Raw genomic sequence first — 14,828 nt, 5'->3', positions numbered from 1 at the left:
ACCGGGTGGGGGCGGTCGTCAGGTGACCCGTTCCGCCCGGTGCCGGACCGCCCGCAGGCGTACCTCCGCGGGCAGCTTCGCCAGGCCGGCCGACTCGCGCGCGTGGGTCAGCCCCCGGTCGGTGAGGTCGCCGAGCACGGCGCCCGGGTCGACGTGCGGCTCGAGCCGGAGCCGGACGCGGGCCCGCGGCGCACGGCGACGGCCGGTCAGCCGCACCCGGGTGCCGGCCACCCCGTCCTGGCGTTCCGCGTCCTCGGCGAGCACCCCTTCCAGGGCCCGGCCCCGCAGCAGGGCGCCCTCGCCGTCACCGGTGTCCACGACGACCTCTCCGAGGCGGCGCCGGCGCAGGACGGCGATCAGCCACCACAGGGCGAGCAGGACCAGCACCGCCAGCGCGGCGATGACGGCGGGCCACCACCAGCCGGCGCCCCGCCAGCGCGTCCGCTCGGCGACGGAGAGCAGCACGTCGTGCCGTCCCTGGTGGAGCCACCAGGAGGGCGAGGGCGCGCCCAGGCCCACGGCGAGCACCGACCCGCCGACGGCGAGCAGCAGCAGTCCGGCGAGTGCGAGCAGTACGCGGTTGACGGTCTTGAGCACCGCCCTCACCCCTTCCGTCCGGGCCGTACGACCCGCACCGCGGGCGCCGGCGGATGGCTCAGGCCGAGTCCCCGGACCGCGCCGGTGAGCGCGGTCTCCAGCTCGGCGCGTACCTCGTCGAGTTCCCGGAAGTGCACGACCGCGCGGACGTCGGCCCGGCGCCGGCCCATCCGCACCCGCGCCGACCGCACCCCGGAGACCTCCATGGCCCGGTCGCGCAGCACCAGCGCGGCGGCGTCGCGCCCGAGCCCGGCCCGGACGTCCGGGTGCGGGCGCCGCATCGGCAGCAGGTGCCGCAGCCCCGGGGTGAGCGCCAGCACGAGAAGCCAGAGGCCGAGGGCGGCGGCGACCGCCGCGCCGGCCAGCACCCAGGTGTCGTCCAGCGGCCGCTCGGCGAGCTGGCGGGCCAGCACGCGGCGCCCGTGCAGCGCGGGGCGGTGGACGCGTACGGCGACGATGTCGTACAGCAGGACGCCCGCGCCGAGCAGGACCAGGGCGGCGACGATGCCCGCCGGGACCCGGCGCGAGGACCAGAAGCGGCCGCTGCCGTCCGCAGGCGGCGGCGCCCCGGACCCGGGCTTCTCCACCGTGACGGGCAGGGGCTCGGTGGTGCTCTCGGTCCCCCGGGGTTCGCTCATCGCGTCCTCCCCTGTACGGCGCCGGGTACCGGTGCCGGATGCAGCCGCTCCACCTGGACGGCGACCTCCGGGACCGTCATGCTCACCAACGCGCCTACCCGCTCGGTGACCTGACGACGCACCGCCGCGCAGCGGGCCCCGATGTCGTCCGGGTAGCCGAGTTCGACCTGGACGCTGACCCGGGCGCTGCCGTGGCGCACCACGACACTGGCGTGGGGCTTCTGGGCGCCGGCCGGCAGCGGGCCGAGCGCCTCGCGCGCGGCCTGCGCGGCGATCTTGGCGACGACCCGGTCGGCGATCCGGGTCGCCCCGCGTTCACCGGACGGCACGGCGCCCGGATGTCCGTACATCTCGGCGGCGTCCCCGCTCGCGGACGTCACCCTCCGTCACCGCATCCGGTCGCGCCCACCGCCGCGGCGGTGGAAGAAGTCACCCGGTTCCAGGTCGCCGTCCAGGAAGAGGCCGACGACCAGCCCGACGGCGCCCAGCACCGCCACCAGGACGAAGGCCCCGAAACCGCCGAAGTACCCGGCGAACGCCAGCGTCATCCCGGCGATCATGCCGACCACGGCCTTGCTCATGAAGCGCTCCTCAGATGTGTTGGGCCGGTGGGCCGGCGTGCCTCACTGGATCCGGGGCGCCGGCTCCTCCTCCTCTTCCTCGTCCGGCAGCTTGACGTCGCCCACCGCGATGTTGACCTCGACCACCTCGAGGCCGGTCATCCGCTCGACGGCGGCGATCACGTTCTCCCGCACCTCGCCGGCGACGTCGGTGATGGAGACGCCGTAGTCGACGACGATGTCCAGGTCGAGCGCGGTCTGCACCTCGCCGACCTCGGCCTTCACCCCGCGGGTCACCGACTTCCCGCCGCCGGGCACCCGGTCGCGTACCGCCCCGAAGGTGCGGGACATGCCGCTGCCCATGGCGTGCACGCCCGGCACGTCGCGTGCCGCGAGCCCCGCGATCTTCTCGACGACTCCGTCGGCGATGGTGGTCCGGCCCCGCGTCGACGGGTCGCCGCCGCCTCGTCCGAGGTTCTTGCGCAACTGCGACTGGGCTCCCGTTTCGCCCTGTGCTGTCCGGTTCGGGTCGCTCATCTCGGTCATCGCCGTACGTCCCTTTCGGTCGTCCTCTGTGACCACCGTAAGCGCGCTGGCGCGCTCGCGCGCCATGGATGCGGCAGGCTGGAGGAATGACGGCCGATCAGTGGACCCAGACGGTACGGCAGCGGCTGCGCCTCGGGAGACTGCTGCCGCTCGGCGGCCCGCCCGACGGCGCGTGGATCGCGGAGGGCGCGGCCCGGTCGGCGCTGGAGCGCGCGGTGGCGCCGGCGGTGCCGGGGGTGCGGCTGCGTTCGCTGCGGATCGCGCTCGCCGACCCGGAGGACTTCGGGGAGAGCGCCGTACCGGCGCCGCCGAGCGCGCTGCCCCCGGGGCCGCTGCGGCTGACCGCGGACGTCGCCGCCGGGCCTGACGAGCCGCTGCCGGCGGTGGCCGCGCGGCTGCGGCTGGCCCTGGCGACGGCGGCGACGGAGGTGCTGGGGCTGGCGGTCGCCGAGGTGGACCTGCGGGTGACCGAGCTGCTGGCGGACGGGGCCCCGGCCGCGCCGGCTCCCCCGCCGCCCCCGGCGCCGGCCCCGCAGGCCACGGACCCCGACGAGGTCCTCGCCCGGGCCGCCGCGCTGGCCGTCCCCGGCGTCGTCGGGACGACCGGCACCCTGGGCCGGGCGGTGCACATCGAGCGGCGGCCCGCGCCGGACGCGCTGCCGCGCCGCCATGTCCGCATCGAGGTGGTGGTGAGCGCGGAGCACCGGGCCGTGGACGTGGCCCGGCGGGTGCGCGCCGCCGTGGGAGCGGCCCTGGGGGACGACCCGAGCGTGGCGGTGCTGGTCACGTCGGTGACCTGAGGGTCACTCCGCCAGGCCCGCCAGGTCCCGCAGCCGCCGGGCCTGGGCGGCGCGCTCGGCGGCGCGCTGCTCGTCGTAGGTGCGGCCGGCGGCGCCGCGCAGCAGCGCCTTGGTCTCCACGACGGCGTCGCGCGGGGCGGCGAGCAGCGCCGCCACCAGGTCCCGCACCGCCCCGTCGAGTTCGGCGGCCGGCACGGCGAGGTTGGCCAGCCCGGAGGCGACGGCCTCCTCGGCCTGCACGAAGCGCCCGGTCACGCAGATCTCCAGGGCGCGGGCGTAGCCGACCAGGCCGACCAGCGGATGCGTCCCGGCGAGGTCGGGCACGATGCCCAGAGCGGTCTCGCGCATGGCGAACTGCACGTCGTCCGCGACGATGCGCAGGTCGCAGGCGAGCGCGAGCTGGAAGCCGGCGCCGATGGCGTGCCCCTGGACGGCGGCGACGGACACCAGGTCGGTGCGCCGCCACCAGGTGAACGCCTCCTGGAAGCCGGCGATGGCCGCGTCCAGGTCGGCGTCCGCGCTGCGCGCCAGCTCGGTGAACGTGGGCTCGCCGGGGATGCCCTCCGGCGTGAACATCTGCCGGTCGAGACCGGCGGAGAAGGACTGTCCCTCACCGCGCAGCACGACGACGCGGACGGAGCCCGGCAGCAGCCGGCCGGCCTCGGCCAGCGCCCGCCACAGGGCGGGGCTCTGGGCGTTGCGCTTGGCCGGGTTGGTCAGCGTCACCGTGGCGAGCGCGTCGTCGACGGTGAGCCGTACGCCGTCCTTGTCGAGTACGGGAATGAGGTCCTGGTCGGGCGAAGCCATGGGGCGCCTCCGATGGGTGCGGTCGTCGCGCTGCGGGACCACGGCGGTTCACCGCGGTCGGGCACAGCTAAGTGACTGCACAGTAACCACCCGGTCGATGGGGTTCTCGCCCCGGGCCCCTCACGGGACCGGGGTGAGACCGACCGGGTGGCCACCATCGAAGCCGAGGGGCCCCCGGGGAGTCAGGACGACGTCGGGGCCTTCTTGCCCCGGGTCGCTCCGCCACGCCCACGCAGCGTGACGCCCGACTCGCTCAGCATCCGGTGGACGAAGCCATACGAGCGGCCGGTCTCTTCGGCCAGCGCCCGGATGCTCGCACCGGAGTCGTACTTTTTCTTCAGGTCTGCCGCGAGCTTGTCGCGCGCGGCGCCGGTCACCCGGCTGCCCTTCTTCAGAGTCTCGGCCACCCGTGCCTCCTCATGGGAAGTGCGCTCTGGTCTCCTCATGATCACCCCTCCGGGGCGGGATGGCCACCCATTCGGCAAGGTCCGTGAGACAAGGTTGTGACGACAGGAGCGCGTCCCCACATGCGGAATCCGCCATTCCAAGTCGATCCGTCGGCGGGGCCGAACGGGTGATCTGGGGAACTCCCAGGTCAGAGACGCGCGACGGCCGACCCCTTGTCGACAAAGGGATCGGCCGCAAAATCCGTGTACGACACACCTCGATACGAGGAGATCTCACACAGATGATGGATCACCGGTGGGCCGAATGATCCATGGCCGGTTCCCTGGTCAGGGCGCCGGGCACCCGGTCGCCCGCCCCGGCCGGGCAGCCGGTCAGGCGAGGGCGACCAGGTCCGCGTAGTCGGCGCCCCACAGGTCCTCCACGCCGTCGGGCAGCAGGATGATCCGCTCCGGCTGGAGCGCCTCGACGGCACCCTCGTCGTGGGTGACCAGGACCACCGCGCCCTTGTAGGTGCGCAGCGCGCCGAGGATCTCCTCGCGGCTGGCCGGGTCGAGGTTGTTGGTGGGCTCGTCCAGGAGCAGCACGTTGGCCGAGGAGACGACCAGGGTCGCCAGCGCGAGCCGGGTCTTCTCGCCGCCGGAGAGCACCCCGGCGGGCTTGTCGACGTCGTCGCCGGAGAACAGGAAGGAGCCGAGCACCTTGCGCACCTCGACCAGGTCGAGGTCGGGCGCGGCCGAGCGCATGTTCTCCAGGACCGTGCGCTCGGGGTCGAGGGTCTCGTGCTCCTGGGCGTAGTAGCCCAGCTTCAGGCCGTGGCCCTCGATCACCTGGCCGGTGTCGGGCTTCTCCACCCCGCCGAGCAGGCGCAGCAGGGTGGTCTTGCCGGCGCCGTTGAGGCCGAGGATGACCACCCGGGAGCCCTTGTCGATGGCCAGGTCGACGTCGGTGAAGATTTCCAGCGAGCCGTAGGACTTCGACAGGCCCTCGGCCGTCAGCGGGGTCTTGCCGCAGGGCGAGGGGTCGGGGAAGCGGAGCTTGGCGACCTTGTCGGACTGGCGGACCGCGTCCAGCCCGGCCAGCAGCTTGTCGGCGCGCCGGGCCATGTTCTGCGCGGCGACGGTCTTGGTGGCCTTGGCGCGCATCTTGTCGGCCTGCGAGTGCAGCGCGGCGGCCTTCTTCTCGGCGTTGGCGCGCTCGCGCTTGCGGCGCTTCTCGTCGGCCTCGCGCTGCTGCTGGTAGAGCTTCCAGCCCATGTTGTAGACGTCGATGTGGGCGCGGTTGGCGTCCAGGTAGAACACCTTGTTGACGACCGTCTCGACCAGGTCGACGTCGTGGCTGATGACGATGAAGCCGCCGCGGTAGGTCTTGAGGTAGTCGCGCAGCCAGACGATGGAATCGGCGTCGAGGTGGTTGGTCGGCTCGTCCAGCAGCAGGGTGTCCGCGTCGGAGAACAGGATGCGGGCCAGCTCGATACGGCGGCGCTGACCGCCGGAGAGGGTGTGCAGGGGCTGGCCGAGCACGCGGTCGGGCAGGTTCAGCGCGGCGGCGATGGTGGCGGCCTCGGCCTCGGCGGCGTACCCGCCCTTGGTGAGGAACTCGGTCTCCTGGCGCTCGTACTGCCGCATGGCCTTCTCGCGGGTGGCGCCCTGGCCGTTGGCGATGCGCTGCTCGTTGTCGCGCATCTTGCGGATCAGGACGTCGAGGCCGCGGGCGGAGAGGATGCGGTCGCGGGCGAGGACGTCGAGGTCGCCGGTGCGGGGGTCCTGGGGGAGGTAGCCGACCTCGCCGGAGCGCGTGATGGTGCCGGCGGCGGGGACGCCCTGGCCGGCGAGGCACTTGGTGAGCGTGGTCTTGCCGGCGCCGTTGCGGCCGACCAGGCCGATGCGGTCGCCCTTGGCGACCCGGAAGGTGGCGTTCTCGATGAGGACGCGCGCACCGGCGCGCAGCTCGATACCGGAGGCGGAGATCACGGACAGACTCCAGAGCGGATGGGTGGCGGGAAGGTTGGCTGAGGGCGTTCCCGCCGTCTAATGCGCGAGGAGAATGGCCATGGGCCAAGTCTAACGGTGCGATGCAAGCGCTTTTTCTGCGTCGCGGTCGTCGCCGTCCGGGTCGTTGCCGAGGGCCTCGCGGTGCGGGGCGATCGGGCCGAGGTCGTCGACGGCGACGAGCTGCGCGGTCCAGGCGCCCCGGGCGCAGGGCTGGGCGACGAGCAGGGCGGTGCCGTGCCGGGCGGCCGCGCCGGACCGGAACGCGCAGCCCGGCCGGGCGGGCAGCATCCAGCGCAGGTCGCCGTCGAGGGTGCGGTAGGCGGTGATCCGGGCCGGGGTGACGACGGCGAGCATGCCGCGGCCGAGGGGGCGCAGGACGCCGGTGCCGCCCCGGGCGCGCAGCCAGCCGGCGGTCGCGGGCAGGGCCCGGTGCCAGCGCACCGAGTGGCCGTCGGTGGCGGTCAGGAGGCCGTCGTCCCAGAGCGCGACCACGTGCCCGCGCGCGGGCAGCACGGCGAGCGGCCGGTGCCCTTCGCGCGCGTAGCGCCAGCGCAGCCGTCCGGAGCCCGGGTCGTAGGCCTCGACGGCCCGGGCCCCGGCACGCGCGCGTGGCGCCGCCCGGCCGCCGTGCGCGCCGGTGAGGCGGTCCCCGTAGGGCGCCGGGCGCAGCTCGTGCACCGCGCCGAGGGCGAGGAGCGCGAGGAGCAGCCAGAGGACGGCCCGCGGGACGCGCGGCGGGGTGCGCGCGGGCGAGGGGGTTTCGGGGGCGGCCGGCGGGGTCACCCTGTGCGGCAGAACGGCCACCGGTCCCCTTTCGGTGTCCGCTGTGTCCCGCGCGGGGTCGCACGCCCGCGGATCAGGCGGAGAGCGTAGGGGGACGGGGCGGGCGGACGGGCGGGACACGGCGGCCGGGTGCGGGTGCGTCACCCGTGCGGCGGCCGTCCGGCGGGTCACGCCGGAGGCAGGGTGCGGACGGCCCCGGGGCGGACCCGGGCGGAGGGCGGTAACCGGTGCAGTTCGACGACGACGCGGATCTGGACACCTCGGAGGTCCAGGATGTGCGCGGGGGCGGGATCCCGGGCGGGAAGGCGACCGTGGGCGGCGGGATCGCCGGGCTGGTCGTCCTGCTGGTGGGGCTGTTCCTGGGCGTCGGCCCCGACCAGCTGGGCCTGTCCTCCGGCGGCGACTCCCCCGCGCCCGCCGGCTCCTCCCTGGCCGAGGTGCAGCGCGACTGCCGCACCGGGCGGGACGCGAACGCCCGGGAGGACTGCCGCATGGTGGCGGTCGTCAACAGCGTGCAGGACTACTGGGCCCGGGAGCTGCGGCGGCGCGGCGGGAGCTACGGCACCTCCCTGACCGTCTTTTTCGGCGGCCGGGTCGGCACGGCCTGCGGGACGGCGACCTCGGAGGTCGGGCCGTTCTACTGCCCCGGCGACCGGAAGGTCTACCTGGACCTGGGCTTCTTCGACGAGCTGCAGACGAAGTTCGGCGCCACCGGCGGCCCCTTCGCGCAGGCCTACGTGGTGGCGCACGAGTACGGCCACCACGTGCAGGACCTGGCGGGCACGCTCGGCCGGTCGCAGGACGGCCTGACCGGGGCGCGCAGCGCCTCGGTCAGTGTGGAGCTGCAGGCGGACTGCTACGCGGGCGTCTGGGCGCACCACGCGACGACGGTGCCGGACGAGTCGACCGGGCGGCCGCTGATCACCAGCCTCACCGAGGCCGACATCACCGACGGCCTCGACGCGGCGGCGGCCGTCGGCGACGACCGCATCCAGGAGCGGTTCCAGGGGCGGGTGACGCCGGACACCTGGACGCACGGGTCGGCGGCGCAGCGGCAGCAGTGGTTCCGGCAGGGCTACCGGACCGGGGACATGGACCGCTGCGACACCTTCGGCTGAGCACGCCGGGCGCGGTCACCGGGCGTTGTCGGTGCCGGGTGCCAGACTGGGCGGCAGTCCGGATCGCCGGTTGTGCGGCGACTTCTTCCGGAGGCACCGGTTCACGAGGGAGTGATCGGCATGGCAGGCACGGGCGGCGGGCGACCGAGCATGTTTCCGACGCTGTTGTACGCGGACGCCAAGGCGGCGATCAGACAGCTGACGGAGGCCTTCGGCTTCACCGAGCTGTCGGTGTACGAGGCCGGGGACGGCACGGTGATGCACGCCGAGCTGGTGCAGGGCAACGGCGTGGTGATGCTCGGGTCGAAGGGCCGCGGCGGGCTGTTCGACACGGCGATGAAGGGCGCGGGTCCGGCGGGGGTGTACGTCGTCGTGGACAACGTCGACGCACACCACCAGCGGGCCGTGGAGCACGGCGCGGAGATCCTGATGCCTCCGACGGACCAGGACTACGGCTCCCGGGACTACATGGCCCGGGACGCCGAGGGCAACATCTGGAGCTTCGGCACGTACGCGCCCGAGATCGGCGGCTGACGCGCCCCGCCCGGCCGCTCAGCCTCCGGTGTGCACCTGGAAGGCGGCCCGGCGCACCGCCTTGGCGAGGGCCGGGTCGGGGTGGGCCGCGGCGAGCGCGACCAGCACCTGCACGGTGCGCGGATGGCCGACGGCGCGCACCTCGTCCAGCAGCTGCGGGACGGTCGGCTGCACGGCGGACTCCAGGTGCCGCACCAGCATCGGGGCCTCGCCGTGGTCGGCGACGGCGGCGGCGGTGTCCACCCACAGCCAGGTGGCCTCCTGCCGGGTGAGCACCTCGTGCGCGTCCTCGGGGTCGATCCCGTCGTGCTCGGCGAGCCACAGCAGGGCGTACGGCCGCAGCGCCGGCTCGTCGAGGACCGAGCGGACGTCGGGTTCGGCGGGGGCGCCGACGACGCGCAGCGCCTCGAAGGCGAGCCCGCGCAGCAGGGCGTCCTCGCCGCGGGCGGCGTCGATCAGCTCGCTCACGGCGCTGCCCACGGTGCGGGCGGCGAGCCAGGCGCGGTATTCGGCGCGGGCCGCGTTGGGGCGCAGCTGGGCGCAGCCGCGGAGCATGCTCTCGGCGGGCTGCTCGATGTTGCCGGCGGGGCTCTGCGCGGCCACGCAGATCTGCTCCAGCTTGACCCAGACCGCCCAGCTGCCCAGCGGGGTGAGCGTGGCCTGGCCGTCACCGCAGGTCAGGGCACCGACGGAGGCGAGGGCGTGCAGGGCCCAGTCGAGCAGCGGGGCGAGGGCCGCGTCCTCGGCGGGAGCGGGCCGCGCCGCGGCGGCGACGATCGCCGGGACCGCGGCGAGCGCGGGGGCGGCGGGGCTCCCGGCGCCGGGCGTGTAGGGGACCTCGCAGCGCTCGGTGCGCAGTTCGGTGACGCGCTGCCGGAGCAGGTCGAGCAGCTGCTCGACCGGGACGGGGCCGGCCGACAGCTGGAGGAAGGACAGCACCTGGGGCATGGCCGAGACGACCTCGGCGACCGCGGAGGGCTCGTGGTCGGCGGGCTCCGGGTAGGCGAGCGACCAGGCGTCGAACAGGGCGACCCAGCCGCGCAGGACGGCGCTGTCGTCGCGGTCCCAGGCGCGCAGCCGCCAGCCGGGGCGGGCGCTGTCGCCGTGCACCTCGACGAGTCCGGCTAGCCGGGCGGTGTCCCAGTCGGCCCGCACCTGGGCCGCGGTGAGGCCGAGGTCGGCCGCGGCGCGTTCGGCGGTCGCCGGGGAGAGGGTGGCCTTGCCGTCGTCGGTGCCGCCGTCCCTGCCGGGTCCGAGGGAGGCGTCGGCCCAGTGGGCGACGCGGGCGGCGCCCGCGAGGCCGGAGCGGGCCATTCTGGCCAGTTCGGCGGGGGCGGGGGTGCCCTCCGGCGGCCGGGGTGCGGGGCGGCGCGGGCGCCGCTGGTTCACAGCTCTGGGGGCGGCGGCCAGGGGTCGCGGTCGGACGAGTCGGAGCCTGGAGTCGCGCGGGATACGGGACGTCACGGGTGCAGTCTTCCGGTTGACGGTCCGAAAACCCAAACGGAATGTCACGGCGGGCGACGGGGCCGGACGGCGTACGCGCCCGGACGGGGCTCGCGCAGGCGTGATCCGGCCAGTGGTACGGGGTTAAACGGAATGGTCGCCGCCGGGACCGGGCGGACCGTGCGGACAGGGTCACAGCAGGGGGGTCAGAAAGCGGCGCAGCCGCTCCTCGTACTCCGCCGGGCCGGCGTTCCACATGGCCGCGTGCGGGGCGTCGCGGACGGTGTGCAGGGCGGCGAGGCCCGGGTTGCGGGCGGCGAGGCGGCGGGAGAGGTGCCAGGGGGCGACCGTGTCGCCGGGGCCGTGGACGATCAGCGTCGGCACCGTGACCGGTTCGCTGCCGCCGCTCGCGCCGGCGTGGGCCGGACGGCTCCCGGCGGACCGGTCGGCCTCCAGTCCCGCGCGGCCCTGCGCGGCCCGCACCGCGAGCGGCAGCAGGGGTTCCGGGGTGTGCCGGGCCCGGGCGAGGGCGCGCAGCGTGGCCTCCCAACTGAGCACCGGCGAGTCCAGGACCAGCCCGGCGACGCGGTCGCGCAGCGGGGAGCGGGCGGCGGCGCGCAGCGCCATGGTGGCGCCGGTGGACCAGCCGTACAGCACGACGCTGCGGGCGCCGTGGCCGACGGCGTAGCGGATCGCCGCGTCCACGTCGCGCCACTCGGTCGCGCCGAGGTGGTTCAGCCCGTCCGGCGGGCGGGGGGCGCCGGGGTCGCCCCGGTAGGCGAGGTCGAGCACCGGCAGGCGGCGGCTGTGCAGGAACTCCATGACGTTCATGGGGTGCTCGCGGGTGGTGCCGAGGCCGTGCACGGTGATGACCCACATGTCGCGGTAGCCGGGCACGTACCAGGCGGGCAGCGCGCCGAGTTCGCCGGGCACCTCGACGTCGGAGTGGTCGAGGCCGAGGGCGGTGCCGGGGTCGCCGGTGTGCACGTTCGGGGTGAGCCGGACGCGGTCGCCGGCGTGCGGGGTGCCGCGGGTGACGCGGTCGAGGCGGCGTACGACGGTGTCGGCGGTGGGGGCGGCGCCCTCCACGACGGGGCCGACGACGGCGTGCGAGCCGTGACCGGTGAGGCCGTAGGTGCCCGGGCGCAGGGAGGCCAGGTCGCGGGTCAGGGTGATCTGTCCGGCGGCCGTGCCGTGCACGGTGAGCCGGGGTTCGGTGGGCAGGGGGCGGCCGGCGGGGGCCTTCAGCGCGGCGTCGCTGGCGAGCCGTCCGGCGGCCACCGAGGCCGCGCCGGCGGCCAGGACCGCGGTGACCGCGGCGGCGGTCGCTCTGGCAGTGCGCACGCCTCCAGTGTCCGGGCGCGGTCCGGCACCGGCCAGCGGGAAGGGCGCACGGGGTGACGTCCGCCCGGCCGCCGGCGACCGGGACGCCCAGGTGGCCCGGAACGCCGACGAGGCCGCCGCGGTCCACGGCGCCCACGGCGGGCGCCGGGAGCCTGCGAAGCGGGGAAGGGGCCGGAAGAGGGGGAAGGGGAGCTGGGGGCGGGGGAAGCGGGGCGTGCGGGACTGGGGTCGGCGGGGCGCGTGGCTGCCGTGCATCGGGTCACCTCCGTTGGCCGTACCCCTTAAGGCGTTCCCCCGCTTCGGCGAGTTGTGCCTCCGACAGCAGGGACGGGGTCAGGCCGGGCACGGAGGAGGCCGTCAGCCACAGCCGGCACATCCACTCCAGCTGGGCGGTGCGGTCGTAGGCCTGGTCGAGGCCGGCGCCGTAGGTGAGGGTGCCGTGGTTCTGCATCAGGCAGCCGGAGCGGCCGTCGAGGGCGCGCACCACGCGGGCGGCCAGTTCCTCGGTGCCGTAGGTGGCGTAGGGGGCGACCCGGACGGGTCCGCCGAGGGTCCCGGTCACGTAGTGCACCGCGGGCAGTTCGCCGACCAGGGTGGAGACGGCCGTGGCGTGCACGGCGTGGGTGTGCACGACGGCCCCGGCGCCGGTGGCGCGGTAGACGGCGAGGTGCAGGGGCAGCTCGCTGGTCGGGACCAGGGTGCCGAGGACCTGCCGGCCGTCGAGGCCGACGCCGGTGATGTCGTCCGGGGTGAGCCGGTCGTAGGGCACGCCGGAGGGGGTGACCAGCACGGTGTCCCCGACGCGTACGGAGACGTTGCCCGAGGTGCCGACGACCAGTCCGTCGGCGACGGTGCGGCGGGCGGTGGCGACCAGCGCCTCCCACGCGCGGGCCGTCCTCCCGTCGTCGCCCGGTCCCGCGACCGGTGTGTCCTCCGGGCCGTCGCCCGCTTCCCGCTGTCCCCACCGCTGTTCGGCCATACGGCGATCCTGCCAGTCCGCGCCGGGCGGACCGGCCTCCCGGCGGGGCGACGGCGGCGGGCGCCCGCGGGGTGACCGGAATCTCTTCCACGGCTCCCGGGACCGGCCGGCGGGGTCCGCGCGGGGGCGGAGCCCGGACGCCACACGGGCCGCCGGGCGTGGCGGAGCGCGGACCCCGGATTTGTGACACCGGTATGCCTGGCCCAGTTCACCTTCCGTTCACCCGGGGTGCTTACGTTCGTCGCGCCAACGACCTCTGAACGATTGCCTGGGTACATGGAAAGCTTCTCGCTGATCCTCGCGATTGTGGTAGTGACCGCACTCGCGTTCGATTTCACGAACGGTTTCCACGACACCGCCAACGCGATGGCCACCACCATCTCGACCGGTGCCCTCAAGCCCAAGGTCGCGGTGGCCATGTCCGCCGCATTGAACCTTGTGGGCGCTTTCCTCTCCGTGGAGGTCGCCAACACGATCTCCAAGGGGCTCGTCGACGAGACGGGCATCCGTCCCGAGGTCATCTTCGCCGCCCTGGTCGGCGCGATCCTCTGGAACCTGGTCACCTGGCTGGTGGGTCTGCCCTCCAGCTCCTCGCACGCCCTGATGGGCGGTCTGATCGGCGCCACCGTCGCCTCGGCCGGCCTCGGCGCGGTCCACGGTGACGTGCTGGTCACCAAGGTCCTGATCCCGGCCGTGGCCGCCCCGGTGGTGGCGGGCGTCGCGGCGATGTTCGCCACCCGGTTCTCCTACGCGCTCAGCCGCGGCGCCGAGGGCGAGGCGACCCGCAAGGGCTACCGCGCCGGCCAGATCGCCTCCGCCGGCCTGGTCTCCCTCGCGCACGGCACCAACGACGCGCAGAAGACCATGGGCATCATCACCCTCGCGCTGATCGCGGGCGGCGCGGTCGACCCGGGCTCCAACCCTCCCACCTGGGTGATCCTCTCCGCGGGCCTCGCCATCGCGCTCGGCACCTACCTCGGCGGCTGGCGCATCATCCGCACCATGGGCAAAGGCCTGACCGACCTCCAGCCGCAGCAGGGCTTCGCCGCCCAGACCAGCGCCGCGACCGTCATCCTGGCCTCCGCCCACCTGGGCTTCTCCCTGTCGACCACGCACTCCGTCTCCGGTTCGGTGATGGGCGCCGGTCTCGGCCGCAAGGGCGGCGTGGTCCACTGGTCCACGGCCACCCGCATGTGCGTCGCCTGGGTGCTGACGCTCCCGGCGGCCGCGCTGGTCGGCGCGCTCGCCGAGTCCGTGACGGACCTGGGCGACTGGGGCACCGCCACCGTCGCCGTCTTCCTGGTGGCCTCCGGTGCCGCGATCTGGAAGCTGTCCCGCCGGGAGGTCGTGGACGCCTCCAACGTCCTGGGCGCCGACGAGCCCGCCGGTGTGGTGACCACCGCCATCGCCGCCGTGGCCCCGCCGCCCGCCGGCCCCGTCACCGCGGACCTGACGGCCACCATCGCCGCCCCGGTCCCGGCCCTCTCCGTCCCGGCCGCCCCCGTCCCGGCCGGCGCGGTCACCGCCGCCCCCGTGGCGGTCGGCGCCGAACCGGCCGTCCCGCCGGCCGCCACCGTCTGACCCGAGCACCCGGTCACCGACCCGGTGACCAGAAAGCAGCACCGATATGCAGATCGACTGGGCAGCCCTCGGCTCCGTCTTCGGCGTCAGCCTCGTGGTCACCGTGGCCCTGGTGGCCCTGTTCACCCTCGGCGTCGCCGGCCTCTCCCGCCGTGAGCGGGCCGCGGCCCGGGGCGACTCCGCCGTCCTCGCCGTGACCGGCTCCTACGTGTGCTTCACCGCCTGCGCGGCGGCGGTGGCGTACGGCATCTTCCTGATCATGGCCAAGGCCTGATCCCGGGTGGCCGGCCACCGGGCCGGCCGCCGTCCGACGGGCTCCTCCCGCCGGTTCCGCTCAGCCGGGGCCGGGGAGGAGCCTTTCGCATGCCGTGTGCGGCGGGCGGGACCTGACGGGCGGTCGGCCGGGGGTGTGGGCCTGAGCACACTCTCCTCCCGCAGGTCAACGGCAAGTTGACGGCCGTTCCGGGGGCGTGGTGGACTGCCGGGGCCACTACGGCGGCAGAAGAGGAAGCCGGTGCGATTCCGGCGCGGTCCCGCCACTGTCACCGGGGTAGTACACCCCGGGAGCCAGGAACTCTCGCCGCCGGTCTCGTCGAACCAGGGCGTGGACACCCTGAGTGAGGACACACACCGCATGCTCGGCTGCCGATCGAGGCTCAGCACCAGGCCCGCGCTCCCCGCCGTACCCGACCCCACGGC

Annotated in this window: 17 protein-coding genes and 1 riboswitch; of the genes, 5 read left to right on the top strand and 12 right to left on the bottom strand. The window is 75.2% G+C overall.

Going from position 1 to position 14,828, the window contains the following annotated elements; translation table 11 throughout:
• Positions 1–18 precede the first annotated feature (18 nt).
• Genes amaP through ACZ6CZ_RS27995 form a run of 5 tightly spaced genes read right to left on the bottom strand, consistent with a single transcriptional unit; the run spans position 19 to position 2,341 of the window.
• Complete coding sequence (gene amaP, locus ACZ6CZ_RS28015) at positions 19–606, bottom strand: alkaline shock response membrane anchor protein AmaP (protein WP_469026520.1); 588 nt, start codon at positions 604–606, stop codon at positions 19–21.
• Entirely contained in the window at positions 603–1,235 is a 633-nt protein-coding gene (locus tag ACZ6CZ_RS28010; RefSeq protein WP_469026518.1) for a DUF6286 domain-containing protein, read from the bottom strand. Before ACZ6CZ_RS28010 ends, amaP begins: the two co-directional genes overlap by 4 nt.
• A complete protein-coding gene (locus ACZ6CZ_RS28005) occupies positions 1,232–1,585 on the bottom strand; it encodes an Asp23/Gls24 family envelope stress response protein (protein ID WP_469026630.1) in 354 nt (117 codons plus the stop codon). Before ACZ6CZ_RS28005 ends, ACZ6CZ_RS28010 begins: the two co-directional genes overlap by 4 nt.
• 36 nt (positions 1,586–1,621) lie before the next feature.
• Positions 1,622–1,816 carry a hypothetical protein gene (locus tag ACZ6CZ_RS28000; RefSeq protein ID WP_469026515.1) on the bottom strand — a complete coding sequence of 65 codons (195 nt, stop codon included), beginning with the start codon at positions 1,814–1,816 and terminating at the stop codon, positions 1,622–1,624.
• A 42-nt stretch (positions 1,817–1,858) separates the two neighbouring features.
• Positions 1,859–2,341, bottom strand: a complete 483-nt coding sequence (locus tag ACZ6CZ_RS27995; RefSeq protein ID WP_469026512.1) for an Asp23/Gls24 family envelope stress response protein — start codon at positions 2,339–2,341, stop codon at positions 1,859–1,861.
• 86 nt (positions 2,342–2,427) lie between these two features.
• Here ACZ6CZ_RS27995 and ACZ6CZ_RS27990 point away from each other — a divergent pair, with 86 nt between their 5' ends.
• Positions 2,428–3,141, top strand: coding sequence for a nucleopolyhedrovirus P10 family protein (locus ACZ6CZ_RS27990; protein ID WP_469026510.1), 714 nt, complete (start codon positions 2,428–2,430; stop codon positions 3,139–3,141).
• Positions 3,142–3,144: 3 nt separating this feature from the next.
• Here the strand turns inward: ACZ6CZ_RS27990 and ACZ6CZ_RS27985 are convergent, their stop codons facing one another.
• The 4 genes from ACZ6CZ_RS27985 to ACZ6CZ_RS27970 all read right to left on the bottom strand — a co-directional run bounded on the left by ACZ6CZ_RS27985 (position 3,145) and on the right by ACZ6CZ_RS27970 (position 7,151).
• On the bottom strand, positions 3,145–3,948 hold the full coding sequence (locus ACZ6CZ_RS27985; protein ID WP_469026507.1) for an enoyl-CoA hydratase/isomerase family protein: 804 nt from the start codon (positions 3,946–3,948) through the stop codon (positions 3,145–3,147).
• A gap of 182 nt (positions 3,949–4,130) precedes the next feature.
• Positions 4,131–4,355: a helix-turn-helix domain-containing protein gene (locus ACZ6CZ_RS27980; protein ID WP_469026505.1), complete on the bottom strand. Its 225-nt coding sequence runs from the start codon at positions 4,353–4,355 to the stop codon at positions 4,131–4,133.
• 372 nt (positions 4,356–4,727) lie between these two features.
• Positions 4,728–6,326: an ABC-F family ATP-binding cassette domain-containing protein gene (locus ACZ6CZ_RS27975; protein WP_469026503.1), complete on the bottom strand. Its 1,599-nt coding sequence runs from the start codon at positions 6,324–6,326 to the stop codon at positions 4,728–4,730.
• Positions 6,327–6,416: 90 nt separating this feature from the next.
• The gene (locus tag ACZ6CZ_RS27970; RefSeq protein ID WP_469026500.1) at positions 6,417–7,151 is read right to left on the bottom strand and encodes a PQQ-binding-like beta-propeller repeat protein; all 735 of its coding nucleotides are present in this window, start codon (positions 7,149–7,151) and stop codon (positions 6,417–6,419) included.
• 206 nt (positions 7,152–7,357) lie between these two features.
• On the opposite strand from ACZ6CZ_RS27970, the gene ypfJ reads away from it, so the two are divergent.
• Together ypfJ and ACZ6CZ_RS27960 are read left to right on the top strand one after the other, a co-directional pair.
• Entirely contained in the window at positions 7,358–8,248 is an 891-nt protein-coding gene (gene ypfJ, locus ACZ6CZ_RS27965) for a KPN_02809 family neutral zinc metallopeptidase (protein WP_469026498.1), read from the top strand.
• 120 nt (positions 8,249–8,368) lie between these two features.
• The gene (locus ACZ6CZ_RS27960) at positions 8,369–8,782 is read left to right on the top strand and encodes a VOC family protein (RefSeq protein WP_469026495.1); all 414 of its coding nucleotides are present in this window, start codon (positions 8,369–8,371) and stop codon (positions 8,780–8,782) included.
• Positions 8,783–8,800: 18 nt separating this feature from the next.
• Here ACZ6CZ_RS27960 and ACZ6CZ_RS27955 read toward each other — a convergent pair whose 3' ends face one another.
• From ACZ6CZ_RS27955 to ACZ6CZ_RS27945, 3 genes are all read right to left on the bottom strand, one after another.
• Complete coding sequence (locus ACZ6CZ_RS27955) at positions 8,801–10,246, bottom strand: hypothetical protein (protein ID WP_469026493.1); 1,446 nt, start codon at positions 10,244–10,246, stop codon at positions 8,801–8,803.
• 171 nt (positions 10,247–10,417) lie between these two features.
• Entirely contained in the window at positions 10,418–11,569 is a 1,152-nt protein-coding gene (locus ACZ6CZ_RS27950) for an alpha/beta hydrolase (protein ID WP_469026491.1), read from the bottom strand.
• Positions 11,570–11,828: 259 nt separating this feature from the next.
• On the bottom strand, positions 11,829–12,548 hold the full coding sequence (locus ACZ6CZ_RS27945; RefSeq protein WP_469026489.1) for a class II aldolase/adducin family protein: 720 nt from the start codon (positions 12,546–12,548) through the stop codon (positions 11,829–11,831).
• 276 nt (positions 12,549–12,824) lie between these two features.
• Here ACZ6CZ_RS27945 and ACZ6CZ_RS27940 point away from each other — a divergent pair, with 276 nt between their 5' ends.
• Both ACZ6CZ_RS27940 and ACZ6CZ_RS27935 read left to right on the top strand, forming a co-directional pair.
• Positions 12,825–14,129, top strand: a complete 1,305-nt coding sequence (locus ACZ6CZ_RS27940) for an inorganic phosphate transporter (RefSeq protein WP_469026486.1) — start codon at positions 12,825–12,827, stop codon at positions 14,127–14,129.
• A 46-nt stretch (positions 14,130–14,175) separates the two neighbouring features.
• Positions 14,176–14,403: a hypothetical protein gene (locus ACZ6CZ_RS27935; protein WP_469026484.1), complete on the top strand. Its 228-nt coding sequence runs from the start codon at positions 14,176–14,178 to the stop codon at positions 14,401–14,403.
• A gap of 183 nt (positions 14,404–14,586) precedes the next feature.
• Positions 14,587–14,728, top strand: a riboswitch (cobalamin riboswitch).
• Positions 14,729–14,828 lie beyond the last annotated feature (100 nt).

The organism is Streptomyces sp. NPDC041135 (assembly GCF_055592085.1).
Note: the sequence above shows the minus strand (reverse complement) of the source record. Positions and strands in the feature narration are given on the sequence as shown.